Annotated in this window: 19 protein-coding genes and 1 tRNA gene; 13 read left to right on the forward strand and 7 right to left on the reverse strand. The window is 64.2% G+C overall.

Going from position 1 to position 17,874, the window contains the following annotated elements; genetic code table 11:
• Positions 1 to 14: 14 nt before the first annotated feature.
• On the forward strand, positions 15 to 782 hold the full coding sequence (locus AC07PV_RS13320; protein ID WP_369641655.1) for a Nif3-like dinuclear metal center hexameric protein: 768 nt from the start codon (positions 15 to 17) through the stop codon (positions 780 to 782).
• 98 nt (positions 783 to 880) lie between these two features.
• The gene (gene pdxA, locus AC07PV_RS13325; protein WP_494630470.1) at positions 881 to 1,909 is read left to right on the forward strand and encodes a 4-hydroxythreonine-4-phosphate dehydrogenase PdxA; all 1,029 of its coding nucleotides are present in this window, start codon (positions 881 to 883) and stop codon (positions 1,907 to 1,909) included.
• Between the two features lie 183 nt (positions 1,910 to 2,092).
• Here pdxA and mscL read toward each other — a convergent pair whose 3' ends face one another.
• Positions 2,093 to 2,521 carry a large conductance mechanosensitive channel protein MscL gene (gene mscL / locus AC07PV_RS13330; RefSeq protein ID WP_218293459.1) on the reverse strand — a complete coding sequence of 143 codons (429 nt, stop codon included), beginning with the start codon at positions 2,519 to 2,521 and terminating at the stop codon, positions 2,093 to 2,095.
• A 145-nt stretch (positions 2,522 to 2,666) separates the two neighbouring features.
• Here mscL and petA point away from each other — a divergent pair, with 145 nt between their 5' ends.
• The 6 genes from petA to AC07PV_RS13360 all read left to right on the forward strand — a co-directional run bounded on the left by petA (position 2,667) and on the right by AC07PV_RS13360 (position 6,923).
• Entirely contained in the window at positions 2,667 to 3,266 is a 600-nt protein-coding gene (petA, locus tag AC07PV_RS13335; RefSeq protein ID WP_218293460.1) for a ubiquinol-cytochrome c reductase iron-sulfur subunit, read from the forward strand.
• Between the two features lie 14 nt (positions 3,267 to 3,280).
• Complete coding sequence (locus AC07PV_RS13340; RefSeq protein WP_218293461.1) at positions 3,281 to 4,693, forward strand: cytochrome b; 1,413 nt, start codon at positions 3,281 to 3,283, stop codon at positions 4,691 to 4,693.
• A gap of 17 nt (positions 4,694 to 4,710) precedes the next feature.
• The gene (locus tag AC07PV_RS13345) at positions 4,711 to 5,472 is read left to right on the forward strand and encodes a cytochrome c1 (protein ID WP_218293462.1); all 762 of its coding nucleotides are present in this window, start codon (positions 4,711 to 4,713) and stop codon (positions 5,470 to 5,472) included.
• A 111-nt stretch (positions 5,473 to 5,583) separates the two neighbouring features.
• Entirely contained in the window at positions 5,584 to 6,195 is a 612-nt protein-coding gene (locus AC07PV_RS13350; protein WP_007854512.1) for a glutathione S-transferase N-terminal domain-containing protein, read from the forward strand.
• 51 nt (positions 6,196 to 6,246) lie between these two features.
• Positions 6,247 to 6,795 carry a ClpXP protease specificity-enhancing factor gene (locus tag AC07PV_RS13355; protein ID WP_218293463.1) on the forward strand — a complete coding sequence of 183 codons (549 nt, stop codon included), beginning with the start codon at positions 6,247 to 6,249 and terminating at the stop codon, positions 6,793 to 6,795.
• Between the two features lie 52 nt (positions 6,796 to 6,847).
• A tRNA-Thr gene (locus tag AC07PV_RS13360) sits at positions 6,848 to 6,923 on the forward strand.
• A gap of 51 nt (positions 6,924 to 6,974) precedes the next feature.
• Here the strand turns inward: AC07PV_RS13360 and AC07PV_RS13365 are convergent.
• Entirely contained in the window at positions 6,975 to 7,274 is a 300-nt protein-coding gene (locus tag AC07PV_RS13365) for a hypothetical protein (protein ID WP_218293464.1), read from the reverse strand.
• Positions 7,275 to 7,305: 31 nt separating this feature from the next.
• Here AC07PV_RS13365 and AC07PV_RS13370 point away from each other — a divergent pair, with 31 nt between their 5' ends.
• The 5 genes from AC07PV_RS13370 (at position 7,306) to AC07PV_RS13390 (ending at position 13,943) form a co-directional block, all read left to right on the forward strand.
• Positions 7,306 to 8,289: a M23 family metallopeptidase gene (locus AC07PV_RS13370; RefSeq protein WP_369641658.1), complete on the forward strand. Its 984-nt coding sequence runs from the start codon at positions 7,306 to 7,308 to the stop codon at positions 8,287 to 8,289.
• Between the two features lie 137 nt (positions 8,290 to 8,426).
• Positions 8,427 to 11,183: a preprotein translocase subunit SecA gene (gene secA, locus AC07PV_RS13375; RefSeq protein WP_218340323.1), complete on the forward strand. Its 2,757-nt coding sequence runs from the start codon at positions 8,427 to 8,429 to the stop codon at positions 11,181 to 11,183.
• A gap of 145 nt (positions 11,184 to 11,328) precedes the next feature.
• Positions 11,329 to 12,558, forward strand: a complete 1,230-nt coding sequence (gene argJ, locus AC07PV_RS13380; protein ID WP_494630472.1) for a bifunctional glutamate N-acetyltransferase/amino-acid acetyltransferase ArgJ — start codon at positions 11,329 to 11,331, stop codon at positions 12,556 to 12,558.
• Positions 12,559 to 12,613: 55 nt separating this feature from the next.
• Entirely contained in the window at positions 12,614 to 13,486 is an 873-nt protein-coding gene (locus tag AC07PV_RS13385; protein WP_494630474.1) for an ATP-binding protein, read from the forward strand.
• Positions 13,464 to 13,943 carry an NUDIX domain-containing protein gene (locus AC07PV_RS13390; RefSeq protein WP_494630475.1) on the forward strand — a complete coding sequence of 160 codons (480 nt, stop codon included), beginning with the start codon at positions 13,464 to 13,466 and terminating at the stop codon, positions 13,941 to 13,943. The genes AC07PV_RS13385 and AC07PV_RS13390 overlap by 23 nt, the downstream gene beginning before the upstream one ends.
• A gap of 90 nt (positions 13,944 to 14,033) precedes the next feature.
• On the opposite strand, the gene AC07PV_RS13395 is transcribed toward AC07PV_RS13390, so the two are convergent.
• The 5 genes from AC07PV_RS13395 to AC07PV_RS13415 form a co-directional block, all read right to left on the reverse strand.
• Positions 14,034 to 14,261, reverse strand: coding sequence for a DNA gyrase inhibitor YacG (locus AC07PV_RS13395; RefSeq protein WP_218293469.1), 228 nt, complete (start codon positions 14,259 to 14,261; stop codon positions 14,034 to 14,036).
• 40 nt (positions 14,262 to 14,301) lie between these two features.
• Entirely contained in the window at positions 14,302 to 15,057 is a 756-nt protein-coding gene (gene zapD / locus AC07PV_RS13400) for a cell division protein ZapD (RefSeq protein ID WP_218340321.1), read from the reverse strand.
• 85 nt (positions 15,058 to 15,142) lie between these two features.
• Positions 15,143 to 15,763 carry a dephospho-CoA kinase gene (gene coaE / locus AC07PV_RS13405; protein ID WP_494630476.1) on the reverse strand — a complete coding sequence of 207 codons (621 nt, stop codon included), beginning with the start codon at positions 15,761 to 15,763 and terminating at the stop codon, positions 15,143 to 15,145.
• Positions 15,764 to 15,766: 3 nt separating this feature from the next.
• A complete protein-coding gene (locus AC07PV_RS13410; protein ID WP_494630477.1) occupies positions 15,767 to 16,645 on the reverse strand; it encodes a prepilin peptidase in 879 nt (292 codons plus the stop codon).
• A complete protein-coding gene (locus AC07PV_RS13415) occupies positions 16,645 to 17,865 on the reverse strand; it encodes a type II secretion system F family protein (protein ID WP_218340318.1) in 1,221 nt (406 codons plus the stop codon). The genes AC07PV_RS13410 and AC07PV_RS13415 overlap by 1 nt, the downstream gene beginning before the upstream one ends.
• Between the last annotated feature and the right edge of the window lie 9 nt (positions 17,866 to 17,874).

A 17,874-nucleotide genomic window follows, 5' to 3' on the forward strand; every position in this document is an offset into this window, starting at 1 on the left:
GCGACAATAGCCGCATGAGCATTTCACGCACCCACCTTCTGCAGGCCTTCGACAGCCTGCTGCAGCCCGAGCGTTTCAAGGACTACGGTCCCAACGGCCTGCAGGTCGAGGGCAAGGCTGAAGTCCGCCGCATCGTGAGTGGCGTGACGGCCAGCCGCGCCCTGATCGAGGCGGCCATCCGCGAGCGGGCCGATGCCATCTTCGTGCACCATGGCCTGTTCTGGCGTGGCCAGGACGGCCGGGTGACGGGCTGGATGAAGCAGCGGCTGCAGCTGCTGCTGGCGCACGACATCAACCTGTTCGCGTACCACCTGCCGCTGGATGCGCACGCGGAACTGGGCAACAACGCCCAGCTGGGGCGCGTGCTGGGCCTTGCCGCCGATGCGCGGTTCGGGGAGCAGGACCTGGGATTCTCCGCGCCGGCGGCCTTCGCCGACGGCCAGGCGCTGGCCGACCACGTGGCCCGGGCACTGGGACGGGCCGTGACCCTCGTGCAGCCCGAGGCGGCGGGCGCGCAGCGGCAGCAGCCTCTGGGCCGCGTGGCCTGGTGCACGGGCGGCGCCCAGGGCTACTTCGAATCAGCGATTGCCGCGGGGGCGGATGCCTTCATCACCGGGGAGATTTCGGAGCCCCAGGCCCATCTGGCACGCGAGATGGGCGTGTGCTTCATCGCGGCGGGGCACCACGCCACCGAGCGCTATGGAGCGCCGGCCGTCGCCGCGCACGTGTCCGGGCTGCTGGGCCTGGAGCATGTGTTCATCGAAATCCCCAACCCGGCCTGAGGGCCGCGAAGCCTTTTGGTGATATTGCTATTTAATCAATAGCATTTGGCGCTTTTCCCTCCGGCGCTGGACGCTGATTCCATTTCCATTCCATCCCCATGACACCACTGGCCATCACCCAAGGCGATCCCGCAGGCATCGGCCCCGAGATCGTCGCCAAGGCCTTCCGCGATGCGCCCCAGGACCTGCAGGGCTGTTTCGTGGTGGGCGACGTCGCCACGCTGCGCCGTGCGGCGCAGGCCATCGTGCGCCCCGGCGTTCCGGCCGTGCCGGTGGCGCAGATCGCGGCGGCGGCGCAGGCCCTGGCGATGCCTCCCCGCTGCATTCCGGTGCTGGCCCTGCCCGGCATCCCGGGGCCGCAGCCCTGGGGGCGGATCAGCGCCGAGGCGGGGCGGGCGGCGGCCGACAGCGTGGTCTGGGCCGCGCGGGCAGCGCTCCGGGGCGAGGTGGCGGGCCTGGTGACGGCGCCGCTGCACAAGGAGGCGCTGTCGGCCGCCGGCGTCGCTTTCCCGGGCCATACGGAGCTGCTGCAGGCCGAGGCCGCTGCGCACCAGGGCGTGGCGCTGGCGCAGATGCCCGTGCGCATGATGCTCGCCAGCGACGAGCTGCGCACGGTGCTGGTCAGCATCCACGTGTCGCTGCGCGACGCGATCGACGCGGTCACGCCAGGCAATGTGCTGCAGACCCTGCAGATCACGCACGCCGCATTGGCGCGCAGCCTGGGCCGCGTGCCGCGCATGGCGGTGGCGGGGCTCAATCCCCACGCGGGCGAGGGCGGGCTGTTCGGGCGCGAGGAAGTGGAGGTGATTGCACCGGCCATTGCCGCGGCGCGGGCACAGGGCCTGGACGTGCACGGCCCGTTCGCGCCGGACACGGTGTTCATGCGTGCGCGCAGCACACCCGCGCGCGCTGGCGAGTTCGACGTGGTTGTCGCGATGTACCACGACCAGGGCCTCATCCCGGTGAAGTACCTGGGCGTGGACAAGGGCGTGAACGTGACCCTGGGCCTGCCGCTGGTGCGTACCAGCCCCGACCATGGCACGGCGTTCGACATCGCGGGGCAGGGCGTGGCCGACGCCGCGAGCCTCATCGAGGCGGTGCGCATGGCGCGGGCGCTGTGTGAGTGAATTGCACGCTGGCGCTTGATGGTAAAGCGCTGAATGCTACTTTTTATATAGCAATCGAGAGAGTGGCACCAAACCAGCGCCACCCGCGAAACCGGCGCACCTCACGACAGCGCACCCGTGGAGCCGGCTTTGCCAGGCCACCGGGCGCGTCCCCCGTGGGGAGGCGCGCAGCGCCTCAGGGGGCTATCTCTTCAGGCTGTCCCGGATCTCGCGCAGCAGCACGATGTCTTCCGGTGGCGCGGCCGGGGCTTCGGGGGCAGCGGGGGCTTCGCGCTTGAGGCGGTTGATCTGCTTGATCATCATGAAGATGATGAACGCCAGAATGATGAAATTGACGGCAACGGTCAGGAAGTTGCCGTAGGCAAACACCGGCACGCCTGCCTTCTTGAGGGCGTCCAGCGTCATGGCGGTGCCCGGCGGCACCGTGCCCAGCACCACGAACAGGTTGGAAAAATCGAGCTTGCCGAACACCAGCCCGACCACCGGCATGATCAGGTCCGACACGACCGAGTCCACGATCTTGCCGAAGGCCCCCCCAATGATGACGCCCACGGCGAGGTCAATCACATTGCCCTTGACCGCGAACTCCCTGAACTCCTGCATCATCCCCATGTTGTGCTCCTTGTGTGAATGGCGATCCCGGAGTATTGCCCGGAGCGGTGGCCTGTCAAGACAGTCCCTCACTTTGAAATAACCATTTTCACTCCGCTACAATTCGCGGTTGACCCCAATCTAGCGATGTTCATCGAGGATCCCCATGAGTGACACTCCAATCGACTCCAGCAAACGGACGTGGCTGATCGCGTCCGGCTGTGCTGGTGCGGTGGGCGGCGTGGCAACCGCCGTACCTTTCGTGAGTACTTTTCAGCCCTCCGAGCGCGCCAAAGCCGCCGGTGCTGCCGTCGAGGTGGATATTTCCGCCCTCAAGCCCGGAGAAAAAGTCACTGTGGAGTGGCGCGGCAAGCCCGTCTGGATCATCAAGCGCACGCCCGAGCAGCTCGCCGAGCTGCCCAAGCTCGATGGCCAGCTCGCGGATCCCAAGTCTGAACGCAAGCCTTCCGAACTCACGCCCGAGTACGCGCGCAACGAAGCCCGCTCCATCAAGCCGGAAATCTTCGTGGGCGTGGGCATCTGCTCGCACCTGGGCTGCTCGCCCTCCGACAAGTTCCAGCCCGGCGCCCAGCCGTCGCTGCCCGACGACTGGAAGGGCGGTTTCCTGTGCCCCTGCCACGGCTCCACGTTCGACATGGCCGGCCGCGTCTTCAAGAACAAGCCCGCACCCGACAACCTCGAAGTGCCCCCCCACATGTACCTTACCGAGACGCGCCTGCTGATCGGTGAAGACAAGAAGGCTTGAAGGAGCACGACGACATGGCTGAATTCAAGGAAATCTCTCCCAACGCCTCGGCGGGCGCCAAGGTCACGAACTGGTTCGAGAACCGCTTCCCGACCGCTTTCGACGCCTACAAGGTGCACATGTCGGAGTACTACGCTCCGAAGAACTTCAACTTCTGGTACATCTTCGGCTCGCTGGCGCTGGTCGTGCTGGTGATCCAGATCGTGACCGGCATCTTCCTGGTCATGCACTACAAGCCCGATGCCAGCCTGGCGTTCGCGTCGGTCGAGTACATCATGCGCGATGTGCCCTGGGGCTGGCTGATCCGCTACATGCACTCCACGGGCGCGTCGGCGTTCTTCGTGGTGGTGTACCTGCACATGTTCCGTGGCCTCATCTACGGCAGCTACCGCAAGCCGCGCGAGCTGGTCTGGATCTTCGGCTGCGCCATCTTCCTGTGCCTGATGGCGGAAGCCTTCATGGGCTACCTGCTGCCCTGGGGCCAGATGTCGTACTGGGGCGCCCAGGTGATCGTGAACCTGTTCGCGGCCATCCCTTTCATCGGTCCTGACCTCGCGCTGCTGATCCGTGGCGACTACGTGGTGGGCGACGCCACGCTGAACCGCTTCTTCAGCTTTCACGTCATCGCCGTGCCGCTGGTGCTGCTCGGCCTGGTGGTGGCGCACTTGCTGGCGCTGCACGATGTGGGTTCCAACAATCCCGACGGCGTGGAAATCAAGGGCCCCAAGGCGCCCAAGGATGCCAATGGCAAGCCGCTCGACGGCGTGCCTTTCCATCCCTACTACACGGTGCATGACATCTTTGCCTTGTCCATGTTCCTGATGGCCTTCACGGCGGTGGTGTTCTTCGCGCCCGAGTTCGGCGGCTACTTCCTCGAGTACAACAACTTCATCCCCGCGGATCCGCTCAAGACGCCCGCGCACATCGCGCCGGTCTGGTACTTCACGCCGTTCTATTCGATGCTGCGTGCCATCACCACCGAAATGATGTACGTGCTGGTCCTGTGCGTGGTGGCCGGTGCGGGCTTTGGCGTGCTCAAGGCGAAGCTGCCCAGCTTCATCAAGGTGGGCATCGCGGGTGCGGCTGTGGTCGTGATCGCGATGATGCTGTCCATCGACGCCAAGTTCTGGGGCGTGGTGGTGATGGGCGGTGCCGTGGTCATCCTGTTCTTCCTGCCCTGGCTGGACCACAGCCCGGTCAAGTCGATCCGCTACCGTCCGGACTGGCACAAGTACCTGTATGGCGTCTTCGTGATCATCTTCCTGATCCTGGGCTACCTGGGCGTGCAGCCCCCGTCTCCCATCGGCGAACGCGTATCGCAAGTGGGCACGCTGTTCTACTTCGGCTTCTTCCTGCTGATGCCCTGGTGGAGCCGCATTGGCGAGGCCAAGGCAGTGCCCGACCGCGTGACCTTTGTGGCGCACTGAGCCTGGAGACAACAACAATGAAGAAACTCATCCTCACGCTGATCGCCGCGGTGGGCCTGGCGGCCGGTGCCGCCCACGCCTCGGGTGGTGACACCATCGCCTGGGACAAGGCGCCCAACAAGACCAACGACCTGGCCTCCCTGCAAAACGGCGCCAAGGTATTCGTCAACTACTGCCTGAGCTGCCATTCGGCTGCCTTCATGCGCTTCAACCGCCTGCGCGACATCGGCCTGACCGAGCAGCAGATCAAGGACAACCTGCTGTTCACGACCGACAAGGTCGGCGAGACCATGAAGGCGTCCATCGATCCCAAGCAGGCCAAGGAATGGTTCGGCGCCAACCCGCCGGACCTGACCGTGATCGCGCGTTCGCGCGCCGGCCACGGCGGCACGGGTGCCGACTACCTCTACACCTTCCTGCGCACGTTCTACCGCGACGACACCAAGGCCACCGGCTGGAACAACCTGGCTTTCCCGAGCGTGGGCATGCCCCATGTGCTGTGGGAAATGCAGGGCGACCGCCGCCCCGTGTTCGAAGAGCACGAGAGCCATGGCCACAAGACCCAGGTGTTCAAGGGCTGGGAGCAGGTCAAGCCAGGCACGATGACCCCGCTGCAGTTCGACCAGACCGTGGGCGACCTCGTGAACTACCTGCAGTGGATGGGTGAGCCCGCCCAGAACACCCGCGTGCGCGTGGGGGTGTGGGTGCTGATCTTCCTCGGCTTCTTCACCATCATCGCCTGGAGGCTGAACGCAGCCTTCTGGAAGGATGTGAAGTAAGCAGCACGAGCCGTAGACCCATGAGAAGGCGCCCTTCGGGGTGCCGCCGGATTGTTTGCAGAGTGGGCGCTTTTGGCGTCCCACTCTTTTGATTTTTAGGAGCCTCCCACCATGATGGTGCTTTATTCGGGTACGACCTGTCCCTTCTCCCACCGCTGCCGCTTCGTCCTGTTCGAAAAAGGCATGGACTTTGAAATCCGCGATGTGGACCTGTACAACAAGCCCGAAGACATCAGCGTGATGAACCCGTACGGCCAGGTGCCCATCCTGGTCGAGCGCGACCTGATCCTGTACGAGTCGAACATCATCAATGAGTACATCGACGAGCGCTTCCCGCACCCCCAGCTGATGCCCGGCGACCCGGTCGACCGCGCCCGCGTGCGCCTGTTCCTGCTCAACTTCGAGAAGGAACTGTTCGTGCACGTGAACATCCTGGAGTCGCGCGCCACCAAGGGCAACGAAAAGGCGCTGGAAAAGGCGCGCGCCCACATCCGCGACCGTCTCACGCAGCTGGCCCCCGTGTTCCTCAAGAACAAGTACATGCTGGGCGACAACTTCTCCATGCTGGACGTGGCGATTGCCCCGTTGCTGTGGCGCCTGGACTACTACGGCATCGACCTGTCCAAGAACGCGGCGCCGCTGCTCAAGTACGCCGAGCGCATCTTCTCGCGCCCTGCCTACATCGAAGCGCTGACGCCGTCCGAAAAGGTCATGCGCAAGTAATCTGCGGCCTGCCCAATTTCTCTTCATCTACCGCAGCAGCCACCCATCTTCATGACCGCACAGGAATCCACCTCCACGCGCCCGTACCTCATTCGTGCCCTGTACGAGTGGTGCACCGACAACGGGCTCACGCCCTATGTGGCCGTGCGCGTGGACGATTCCGTGCAAGTGCCGCGCGAGTACGTGAAGGATGGCGAGATCGTCCTGAACATCAGCTTTGACGCGACGAGCGCCTTGCAGCTGGGCAACGATTTCATCGAGTTCAAGGCCCGCTTCGGCGGCAAGCCGCGCGAGATCCTGGTGCCCGTGGGCCGGGTCATCGCCATCTATGCCCGTGAAAACGGCCAGGGCATGGCGTTTCCTCCCCCGGTGGATGTGCTCGCTGGCAGCAGCGGTGCGGGCCCGGAGGCTCCAGCGCTGCCGCAGGCATTGCCATCGGCGCAGGATGTGGTGGCGGCCGGCGCTGTGCCTGCTCCCGAGGACCGCGTGGTCCAACTGGTGCCCTCCGACGATGGCAAGAAGGACGGCGACGGCGGCGACGCGCCGCGGCCTCCCCCGGCAGCGGGTGGTGCCCGGCCTTCTCTCAAGCGGGTCAAATAACGGCCCCAGCATTTTTTTGAGGCTGCTTTTTCCACTATAAAATGCAGCCTTCGCCGGTTTAGCTCAGTTGGTAGAGCACCCGCCTTGTAAGCGGTAGGTCGTCAGTTCGATTCCGACAACCGGCACCATGTCCCTGGTGTCTCCCACGCATTCCCCGACCCCGACCCTGGCGCAGGCCGTCAGGTTTGAACTTTCAGGCGAATCGCGTTAACCTCCCACCCCCGGCTGCGCAAATGCGCCTGCAGAGCAGGCAGCAGCTGGCGTATTTTTGCCGCTGCGGCATTGCTCTTGACGAGCAGGCACCAGGAGTCCCCATCGATGGGCCCCGCCTGGACCGTGGGACGCAGCGCCGCAGGAATCAGCATTTCAATGGCCTTGAGCCGATCACTGGAATCGCGTGTCAACGCTGTGAGCTTGGCCAGCGTGGGAGAGTCCTCGCTGGCCTGCTGCAGGCTGACGGCGTAGTGGCGGCGGTTCATGGTGTGCGTCTTCGGGCGTGGAGAATTCGTAGTGCATCTGATTATCACGGACGCCAGGCTGGCGCGCAGCCGGGCCATTCACCTGTCGGGCACGCGCCTGCTGCTGGCCGGGCTGGCGCTGTCGCTGTGCCTCATGCTGGTGGCTGCGACGCTCTACCACTGGGTTTTCCTCAAGGGCGCGCGCGAAGGCTGGCCGATCGTGGGCTCGCTGGTCCGGCTGGTCGTGAAGGACGAGTTTGCCGAGCGGGACCGGTTCATGCGCGCCAACCTGGATGCGATGGCCCGCCGTGTCGGCGAGATGCAGGCCCGCATGGTGCAGCTGGAATCGCTGGGCGACCGCGTGCTGGGCCTGGCGGGCATGGCGCCCTCCGATATCCAGAAATCGGATGCCCGGGGGGGCGTGCTCGTGAGCGCGCGCAATCTGTCGATGGAGGAGCTGCAGTCCACGCTCGATGAGCTGGAGCGCCTGACCAACCAGCGGGTGGACCTGATGACGGTGCTCGAATCGCGCCTATTCGACCAGCACATCCGAAAGAAGATGATTCCCACCCATGCGCCGGTGACCGGCCGCGTGCCCGGCTCGTCCTTTGGCTGGCGGGTGGACCCGATCACGGGCCAGTCGGCGCTGCACACGGGGCTCGACTTCCAGGCCGATACGGGTACGCCCATCCTGGCCGCTGCCGGTGGCGTGGTGGTGACCCAGGAATACCACCCCGCCTACGGCAACATGATCGAGGTGGACCACGGCAACCAGCTGGTCACACGCTACGCCCACGCATCGCGCACCCTGGTCAAGCAGGGGGACATCGTGCGCCGTGGCCAGAAGATTGCGGAGGTGGGGACCACGGGGCGTTCCACGGGCCCCCATCTGCATTTCGAGGTGCTGGTGCAGGGTGTTTTCCAGGACCCGCAGAAGTTTCTGAGCGCGGGCGGCGCGGGCCCCGCAGCGCAGGTTGCGGCGGTCCAGCCCCGCGCATCGCCCGGCCAGCCGGCCGTGCCCGCAGCGGGCAGGTAAAATCGCGGGTCCGGTGTTCAGGCCCGGGATTGCAAGCAGCTTGCAATCCATGGCGATGGACCCACCTGAACTCAATTCATCTTAGGGATTTCGGTCGCTTGGCGCGCTGATTGCAGCGGGCAAGCGGTCCTGTTCGCATGGCCACCAACTTCCTCACCAAACTATTCGGCAGCCGCAATGATCGGCTCCTCAAGCAGTACCGCAAGACGGTGACCCGCATCAATGCGATGGAGCCCGACTACGAAAAGCTGTCGGACGAGCAGCTTCGCGCCAAGACGCAGGAGTTCAAGGACCGTGTAGCCAAGGGCGAGTCGCTGGACGATATCCTCCCGGAGGCTTTCGCGGTGGTCCGCGAGGGCTCCAAGCGCATCATGAAGATGCGCCACTTCGATGTGCAATTGCTGGGCGGCATGGCGCTGCACTTTGGCAAGATTTCCGAAATGCGCACGGGTGAGGGCAAGACCCTCACCGCGACCTTGCCGGTGTACCTCAATGCCTTGTCGGGCAAGGGCGTGCATGTGGTGACCGTGAACGACTACCTGGCCAACCGCGACGCGCAATGGATGGGCCGGCTGTACAACTTCCTGGGCCTCACGGTGGGCATCAACCTGCCCAACATGCCGCGCGAGCAAAAGCAGGAAGCCTACCGCGCCGACATCACCTATGGCACGAACAACGAATACGGCTTCGACTACCTGCGCGACAACATGGTCTATGAAGCACAGGACCGCGTGCAGCAGGGCCTGAACTTCGCCATCGTCGACGAGGTGGACTCGATCCTGATCGACGAGGCGCGCACGCCCCTGATCATCAGTGGCCAGGCCGAAGACCACACGGCCATGTATATCGCCATGAACAAGGTGGTGCCGCTGCTGGTGCGCCAGGAAGGCGAAGCCGATCCGCGCACGGGCGAGGGCGTGACCAAGCCGGGCGACTTCACGCTGGACGAAAAGACCCACCAGGTGTTCCTGACCGAGCAGGGTCACGAGAGCGCTGAGCGCATCCTGGCCAGCCACGGCCTGATCGCCGAGGGCGCCTCGGTGTACGACCCGGCCAACATCACGCTGATGCACCACCTGTACGCGGCGCTCCGGGCCAACCACCTGTACCACCGCGACCAGCACTACGTGGTGCAGAACGGCGAGATCGTGATCGTGGATGAGTTCACCGGCCGCCTGATGTCGGGCCGCCGCTGGAGCGAAGGCCTGCACCAGGCCGTCGAGGCCAAGGAAGGCGTGAACATCCAGGCCGAGAACCAGACGCTGGCCTCCATCACGTTCCAGAACTACTTCCGCCTGTACAACAAGCTCGCGGGCATGACCGGCACGGCCGACACCGAGGCCTACGAGTTCCAGGAGATCTACGGCCTGGAAACGACCGTGATCCCTCCGAACCGCCCGAGCCGCCGGGACGACCAGCTCGACCGCGTGTACAAGACCACGCGCGAGAAGTACGAAGCGGCCATCAAGGACATCCGCGAATGCCATGAGCGCGGCCAGCCGGTGCTGGTGGGCACCACGTCGATCGAGAACTCCGAGATCATCGACCAGCTCCTGAACAAGGAAGGCCTGCCGCACCAGGTGCTCAACGCCAAGCAGCACGCCCGAGAGGCGGACATCGTGGCCCAGGCCGGTCGCGAGGGCATGATCACCATTGCCACCAACATGGCGGGCCGTGGTACCGACATCGTGCTGGGCGGCAACATCGAAAAGGACGTGGCGGCCATCGAAGCCGATGAAAGCCTGTCCGAAGCCGACCGCGCCGCCAAGGTCAGCGCCTTGCGCGAGCAGTGGAAGATCGACCACGAGAAGGTCAAGGCACTGGGCGGCCTGCGCATCATCGCCACCGAGCGCCACGAATCACGCCGCATCGACAACCAGCTGCGTGGCCGCTCGGGCCGCCAGGGCGACCCTGGTTCCTCGCGCTTTTACCTGAGCCTGGACGATTCGCTGATGCGCATCTTCGCGGGCGACCGCGTCAAGGCGATCATGGACCGTCTGAAGATGCCCGATGGCGAGGCCATCGAGGCCGGCATCGTGACGCGCAGCATCGAATCGGCCCAGCGCAAGGTCGAGGCCCGCAACTTCGACATCCGCAAGCAATTGCTGGAATACGACGACGTGGCCAATGACCAGCGCAAGGTGATCTACCAGCAGCGCAACGACATCCTGGACGCATCCGACCTGTCGGACGTGATCGCCGCGATGCGCGAAGACTGCATGACCGACCTGGTGCGCCAGTACGTGCCGGCCGAGTCGGTGGAAGAACAATGGGACCTCGCGGCGCTGGAGAAGGCGCTGGTGGACGAATGGCAGGTGTCCATTGCCCTGCAGCAGCAGGTGCAGGGTGCCAGCGCCATCACCGACGACGAGATCCTGGACAAGGTTCTGGCGGCCGCCCATGCCTCCTTTGACGGCAAGGTGGAGCAGGTCGGGCGCGAGAACTTCACCCAGTTCGAGCGCATGGTGCTGCTGCAGAGCTTTGACTCCAACTGGCGCGACCATCTGAGCGCGCTGGACTACCTGCGCCAGGGCATCCACCTGCGCGGGTACGCGCAAAAGCAGCCCAAGCAGGAGTACAAGCGGGAGGCGTTCGAGCTGTTCCGCCAGCTGATCGACCAGGTCAAGAACGAGGTCACCAAGATCCTCATGACCGTGCAGGTGCAGTCGCAGGCCCAGCTCGACCAGGCTGCGCAGGACATGGAAAGCCGCGGCGAGAGCATTGCCAACGTGACCTATACCGCCCCCACCGAAACGGGGGAGGTGGAGACCACCGCGGGCGCGCAGCCCGGCGACGGCCTGAACCTGCCCGAAGGCATGCGCGTGGGCCGCAACGACCCCTGCCCTTGTGGCAGCGGCAAGAAGTACAAGCAGTGCCACGGCAAGCTGGCCTGAGGCCCCGGGGCACCGCCCCCGCGTGCAGGCGTTGAAACCACGCCTGTGGATTTACATGACACGGGCTTCGGCCCGTGTTTTCATTGGCAGGCCACGGTTTTCCGGATAATCGGCCGCAGTTTTTATCAGAAAGGCCCTGTCTCCCATGCCTGTCAATCTTGTCGCCCCCGTGGCCGCCGATCTGCACCCGATCGCCGGCGTCCGCATTGGTGTTGCCGAAGCCGGTGTCCGCAAGGCCCATCGCAAGGACCTCACCGTGTTCCTGCTGGACGAGGGCGCCAGCGTGGCGGGCGTGTTCACGCAGAACCGTTTTTGCGCCGCACCGGTGCAGATCAGCCGCGACCACCTTGCCGCCGGCCAGGCGATCCGTGCGATGGTGGTCAACACCGGCAATGCCAATGCGGGCACGGGGGCCGATGGCCTGGCGCGTGCGCGGGCCACCTGCGGCGCGCTCGCGCGCCAGCTCGGCGTGGCGCCCGAGCAGATCCTGCCGTTCTCCACCGGCGTGATCATGGAACCCCTGCCCAGCGACCGCATCGAGGCCGGCCTGCCCGCCGCGATTGCTGACGCGCAGTCCGGCCATTGGGCCCGTGCGGCGGAAGGCATCATGACCACCGACACGCTGGCCAAGGCGTTCTCCGCGCAGGTGCAGATTGGCGGCGCCACGGTGTCCATCACCGGCATCAGCAAGGGCGCCGGCATGATCCGGCCCAATATGGCCACCATGCTCGGCTTCATGGCCACGGACGCCTGTGTGGCCCCGGCCGTGATGCAGCAGCTGGCCCGCGAACTGGCCGATGGCTCTTTCAACCGGGTCACGATCGACGGCGACACATCGACCAACGACTCGTTCGTGGTGGTGGCCACCAACAAGGCCGCGCATGCGCCCATCGCTTCCCTGGCCAGCGCCGAGGGCCAGGCCCTGAAGGCAGCCATGCTGGCGGTGTCGCAAAAGCTCGCCCAGGCCATCGTGCGCGACGGCGAGGGAGCCACCAAGTTCATCACCGTCCGGGTGGAAGGTGGCAAGACGGGGGACGAATGCCGCAAGGTGGCGTACGCCATCGCCCACTCGCCCCTGGTCAAGACAGCCTTCTATGCCAGCGACCCGAACCTGGGCCGTATCCTCGCGGCCGTGGGGTATGCCGGCATCGATGATCTGGACCAGACCGGCATCGACCTGTACCTGGACGATGTGCATGTGGCGGTCAAGGGCGGCCGCAATCCGGCCTACCGCGAGGAGGATGGGCAGCGCGTGATGAAGCAAAGCGAGATCACCGTGCGTGTCCTGCTGGGCCGGGGCAGCGTGTCCGACACGGTCTGGACCTGCGATTTCAGCCACGAATACGTGACCATCAATGCGGACTATCGTTCGTGAGTAACTCCTGATTTGATAGCTGCTAGCGCTTTATCCACAAGCGCTGAAGGCGAAAATGAACGAAAAATTTGAACACCTGATCGAGCGGGCCGAGCAACTGATCGCCCGCATTGAATCCGTGCTGCCCCAGCCGCTGGGCGCGCCCGACTGGTCGGGCTCGATTGCCTGGCGCTACCGCAAGCGCAGCAGTGGCCACGGCACCCTGGAACCCGTGCGCCATGTTGCCGGCATGCAGCTGTCGGACCTCAAGGAAATCGAGGGGCAGAAGGAGAAGATCGCGCGCAACACGGAGCAGTTCGTGCAGGGCAAGCCCGCCAACAACGTGCTGCTGACCGGCGCCCGCGGCACCGGCAAGTCCTCGCTCATCAAGGCCTGCCTCAATGCCTATGCGGGGCGGGGCCTGCGCCTGATCGAAGTGGACAAGGCCGACCTTGTCGACCTGCCCGACATCGTGGACGTGGTGTCCGACCGGCCAGAGAAATTCGTCGTGTTCTGCGACGACCTGAGCTTTGAGGAGGGCGAGCCGGGCTACAAGGCCCTGAAGTCGATCCTCGACGGTTCGGTGGCGGCGGCCACGCCGAATGTGCTGATCTACGCGACGAGCAACCGGCGCCACCTGCTGCCTGAGTACATGGCGGAAAACCTCACCTACACCCACACCGAGGATGGCGAAGTGCACCCCGGCGAAGTGGTGGAAGAGAAGATTTCGCTGTCGGAGCGGTTCGGCCTGTGGGTGAGCTTCTACCCCTTCAGCCAGGAGGAGTACCTGACCATCGTGGCCCAATGGCTGTCCTCCCTGGGGGTGTCCGGGGCCGCGATCACGGCCGCGCGGCCCGAGGCACTCGTCTGGGCGCTGGAGCGCGGCTCGCGCAGCGGCCGCGTGGCCTACCAGTTCGCGCGCGACTATGCGGGACGGCGCAGTGGTTGATTCCGCAACCACGCCCCTGGCTCCCGCCCCGCAAGCCAGCCGAAAGCACACGGAGGTCGCGGTGGGCATCCTGCTGCGCGCCGATGGCGCCATGCTGTTGTCCACCCGCCCGCCGGGCAAGCCCTATGCCGGGTACTGGGAGTTCCCGGGCGGCAAGCTGGAGGCGGGCGAAACCGTGGAGCAGGCACTGCGCCGCGAATTGATCGAGGAGCTGGGCGTGACCATTGGGGCGGCCAGCGTATGGAAAGTCACGGAGCACGACTACCCGCATGCCCTGGTGCGCCTGCACTGGTGCAAGGTGTGGGAATGGTCGGGACAGTTCGAGATGCGCGAAGGGCAGGCCATGCAATGGCAGCAAATTCCGCTGACGGTATCGCCTGTCTTGCCAGGTGCCTACCCGGTTCTGCAGTGGCTTGCGCAGGAGCGGGGCGTGGAGTTTTCGCCGCCACCTCCGTAGACTGCTATTGAATTAATAGCTATTTGCGCTTGCAGATAGGGCGCTGGGCGGCGATTTCCCTGAAGATGCGGGCTGGCTTGCCAGCCGGGGTCAGTGTTGCAGGCGTGGATCGCCGTACTGCGCATCGGTGGGCGGGGCCTCTGCGGGCATCCGGAAATCCTCGCTTGCCCAGGCACCGAGGTCGACCTGCTTGCAGCGCTCGCTGCAGAACGGGCGGTAGGCATTGGCAGGGCTGTAGACGCTGTCTCCACCGCAGGTGGGGCAGGTCACGGTGCGGGCGGCGGTTGCCGCATCGGGGCGGGGGGCGGGAGCGGCCATGTCTCGTCGTCGTCCTCAAATCACGACCCAGCGCCGAGCCTCAGGCGCACAGGGTCAGTTCAAACGCAGCGTCCTCGCTGCAGGCGTGCAGGCGTCCATCGCCCTCCAGCCGCATGAGCCGCACCGAGACGATGAGGCGGTTGCCGCTGATTTCGGGAATCAGGTCCAGGGCAGGATCGATGCGCAGGCGCAGCAACTGGAATGTGCGCCCCTGCGGCAGATTCTGCTGGAACTGGCCTCGCTCGGCAGCCACCTTCTGGGGCACGCCGGAATCGCGCAGCAGCTTGAGCAGCACGTAGATGGATTCAGCGAGGGGGGCCAGTGTGGACGCCCATTCCTCGAGCGCCTGCTGCCGCACGGCGGGCGCATGGTGCTGCCATGCGTAGTAGGCGGGCAGGTCAAAGCCGCAGGTACCCCCTGGAATGCCGACCCGGCTGCGGATGCTCATCAGCCAGTCGTTTTCCGTGAGCGAGTGGCCCGACTTGCCGGACTGGGTATTGAGCGCGGTGAAACAGCGGTCCAGCTGGGCGATGATCGCATCCAGCGCCGCTTCGGAGATCGAGGGGTTGCCCCGGTAGCTGTCGAGCTGGTGCTTGTGCTTCTCGATGTCCTTGAGCACGTCCGACTTCAGGTCGGCCCGCGCTGCGACGTCCATGATCTCGAAGATCGTGACCAGCGCGAAGTGATGATCGAGCGCGTGGGAGCGGGGTATCAATTCCCCCAACCGGCGAAACAACTGCTCAAGCCGCAGATAGGTTCTGAGACGCTCGTTAAAGGGATATTCGTAAAGGATCACGCTGGCGGGTTCCTGGGGGCTCAGGGGGTATTCTGACGCCGGTGGCGCACGGCATGGAGTGAAAGCACAAACGGTTTCGTTCGCATCATAGCCCGAACAGCGCCGCTGCCTGCCGGGTTTGCGCGTGCAGGTTCTCCAGCGTGCAATCCCTGCCGTTGGCAATCACGGCATCTGCGACGGCCCGCCGGGCCGGGCGGCTGGCTTGCGACGCAATGATGCCCAGCACCACCTCCCGTGTCAGGCCGTTGCGCTGCATGACGCGTTCGATCTGCGTTTCAGCAGAGCAATCGACCACCAGCACCGCGTCCAGCCTGCGGGCCCAACGACCGGATTCCGCCAGCAGCGGAATATCGAACACGATCAGCGCATGGCCCTCGTGCGCCGCCTGCTCGGCCTTCAAATTGCCGTGAAGGGTGACGAGCGGGTGCACGATCCCTTCGAGCTGGGCCCGTGCCTCCGGCCGGCTGAAGGCCAGCGCACGCATGCGGCCCCGGTCCAGCGCCCCGCTGGCATCCACGAAGCCGCTGCCGAAAGTCGCGCGGATGGCCTCCATGGCCGCTCCGTGCGGGCCTGTGACCTCGCGGGCGATCTGGTCCGCGTCGATCAGGCTGGCGCCCAGGGAGGCCAGCACATGGCCCACCGTGCTCTTGCCGCTGCCAATGCCACCGGTCAGGCCCAGACGCAAGGGATGCTTGCGTGGATTCATCGTTCAAAGGCCCAGGAGTTTCAGCACCGTGTCCAGAATGGCTTGGGGCCCGAACACCATCGCCGTGAATCCCGCCCCCACAAGAAAGGGGCCGAAGGGGATGTAGCCGCCTTCACGCAGGCTGCTGAAGATTTTCATCGCGATGCCGATGACGGCGCCGATCACCGAGGACATCAGAATGATGGGTACGAGGGCCTGCCAGCCGAACCAGGCCCCCAGCGCGGCAAAGAGCTTGAAATCCCCATACCCCATGCCTTCCTTGCCGGTGGCGAGCTTGAACCCCCAGTAGACCAGCCAAAGCGAAAGATAGCCCGCCACGGCGCCGAACACCGAGGCGTGCAGCGGTACTGCGATCCACTGCAGGGCAGACGACAAAAGGCCGGCCCACAGGAGCGGCAGGGTGATGTCGTCGGGCAGAAGGGTGGTGTCCCAGTCGATGAATGCCAGTGCCACCAGGGCCGCCGAGAAACCACACCATGCAATCCCCGTGGCCGTGACACCCCAGCGCTGGATGCAAAAGAAGAACAGGGCACCGGTCGCCATCTCGATCAGAGGGTATCGGAGCGAGATCCGCGCCTTGCAGGCCGAGCAGCGGCCCCGCAGAAAAAGATAGCTGACGACAGGAATGTTCTCGTACCACTGCACCAAGTGCCCGCAGGACGGGCAGCGAGAGCGGGGGACCATGAGATTGAACCGCTCTGGCTCGGGATGCGCCGGGCTGGTATCAGCTTGTGCGGCCGGCGCCTGCATCGCCTGAACCTCTTCTGCCCACCTGCGCTCCATCATCTTGGGCAGCCGGTAAATGACCACATTGAGAAAACTGCCGATCAGAAGCCCCAATACCGCGCCCCAACTCGCATTCCACCAAGTCTCCATCTCCATCACACGACTTGGCCAAGCTTGAAGATGGGGAGGTACATCGAGACCACGATCCCGCCAATCAGCGTTCCCAGGAAGACGATGATGATGGGTTCCATGAGGCTCGACAGACCTGCCACCATTTCATCCACTTCTGCCTCGTAAAAATCGGCAGCCTTGCCCAGCATGTGGTCGATGGAGCCGGATTCCTCGCCAATGGCACACATCTGAAGCACCATGGACGGGAAAATATTGGCATTGCCCATGGCTGCGGTAAGGCTCGTGCCGGTGGAGACTTCCTGCTGGATCTTTTCGGTCGCCATCGAATATACGGAATTGCCAGAGGCACCACCCACCGAGTCGAGAGCTTCGACCAGAGGCACGCCAGCTGCAAACATAGTTGATAGTGTCCGAGTCCAGCGTGCCACACAGGACTTCTCAACCAATGCGCCAAAGATTGGGACCTTCAATAGAATTCGGTCCATAAACATTTGCATTTTTTCATTTCTTCTCCATGCTTGCATGAAAAAGAAAACACCACCACCAATAATACCAAATATCAACCACCACCACTTTACAAATACTTCGCTAATCCCCATTACAAACAATGTAGGGGCGGGAAGGTCTGCTCCAAATGAAGTAAAGACTTCCTTGAATGCGGGAATGACAAAAATCATGATCACAGTGACGACGACAAAAGCGACAATGACCACAGAGATGGGATACATCAACGCCGATTTGATTTTTGACTTGATGGCCTCTGTTTTCTCCATGTAAGTGGCCAATCGGTCTAGCAGGGCCTCTAGAATACCTGCAGCTTCCCCGGCCTCAACCAGATTGCAGTAGAGACTGTCGAAATACATCGGATGTTTGCGGAATGCCGCATTCAGCGACGTACCTGTTTCCACATCAGAGCGGATGTCATTCAGCAGCTTGGTAACGCTTGCATTGGTATTGCCTCGCCCCACAATGTCAAATGATTGGAGGAGAGGTACCCCAGCTTTCATCATGGTTGCAAGCTGCCGAGTGAACAGAGCAATGTCCTTGGGCTTGATCTTCTTGCCCGACCGCATGCGCCTTTTCTTGATCTTCGTCGGGAAAACACCCTGGCGGCGCAGGGTGGCTTGCACTTGGTTTTCCCCGGAAGCGCGCACCTCGCCGCGCACGATTTTCCCGTGCCGGTCCTTGCCTTCCCACTCGAAAACAAATTCCTTGATATCCCGTGATGATGCAGCAGTTGCCATGCTGGTCCC

This window comes from Acidovorax sp. GW821-FHT09A11, from assembly GCF_059418365.1.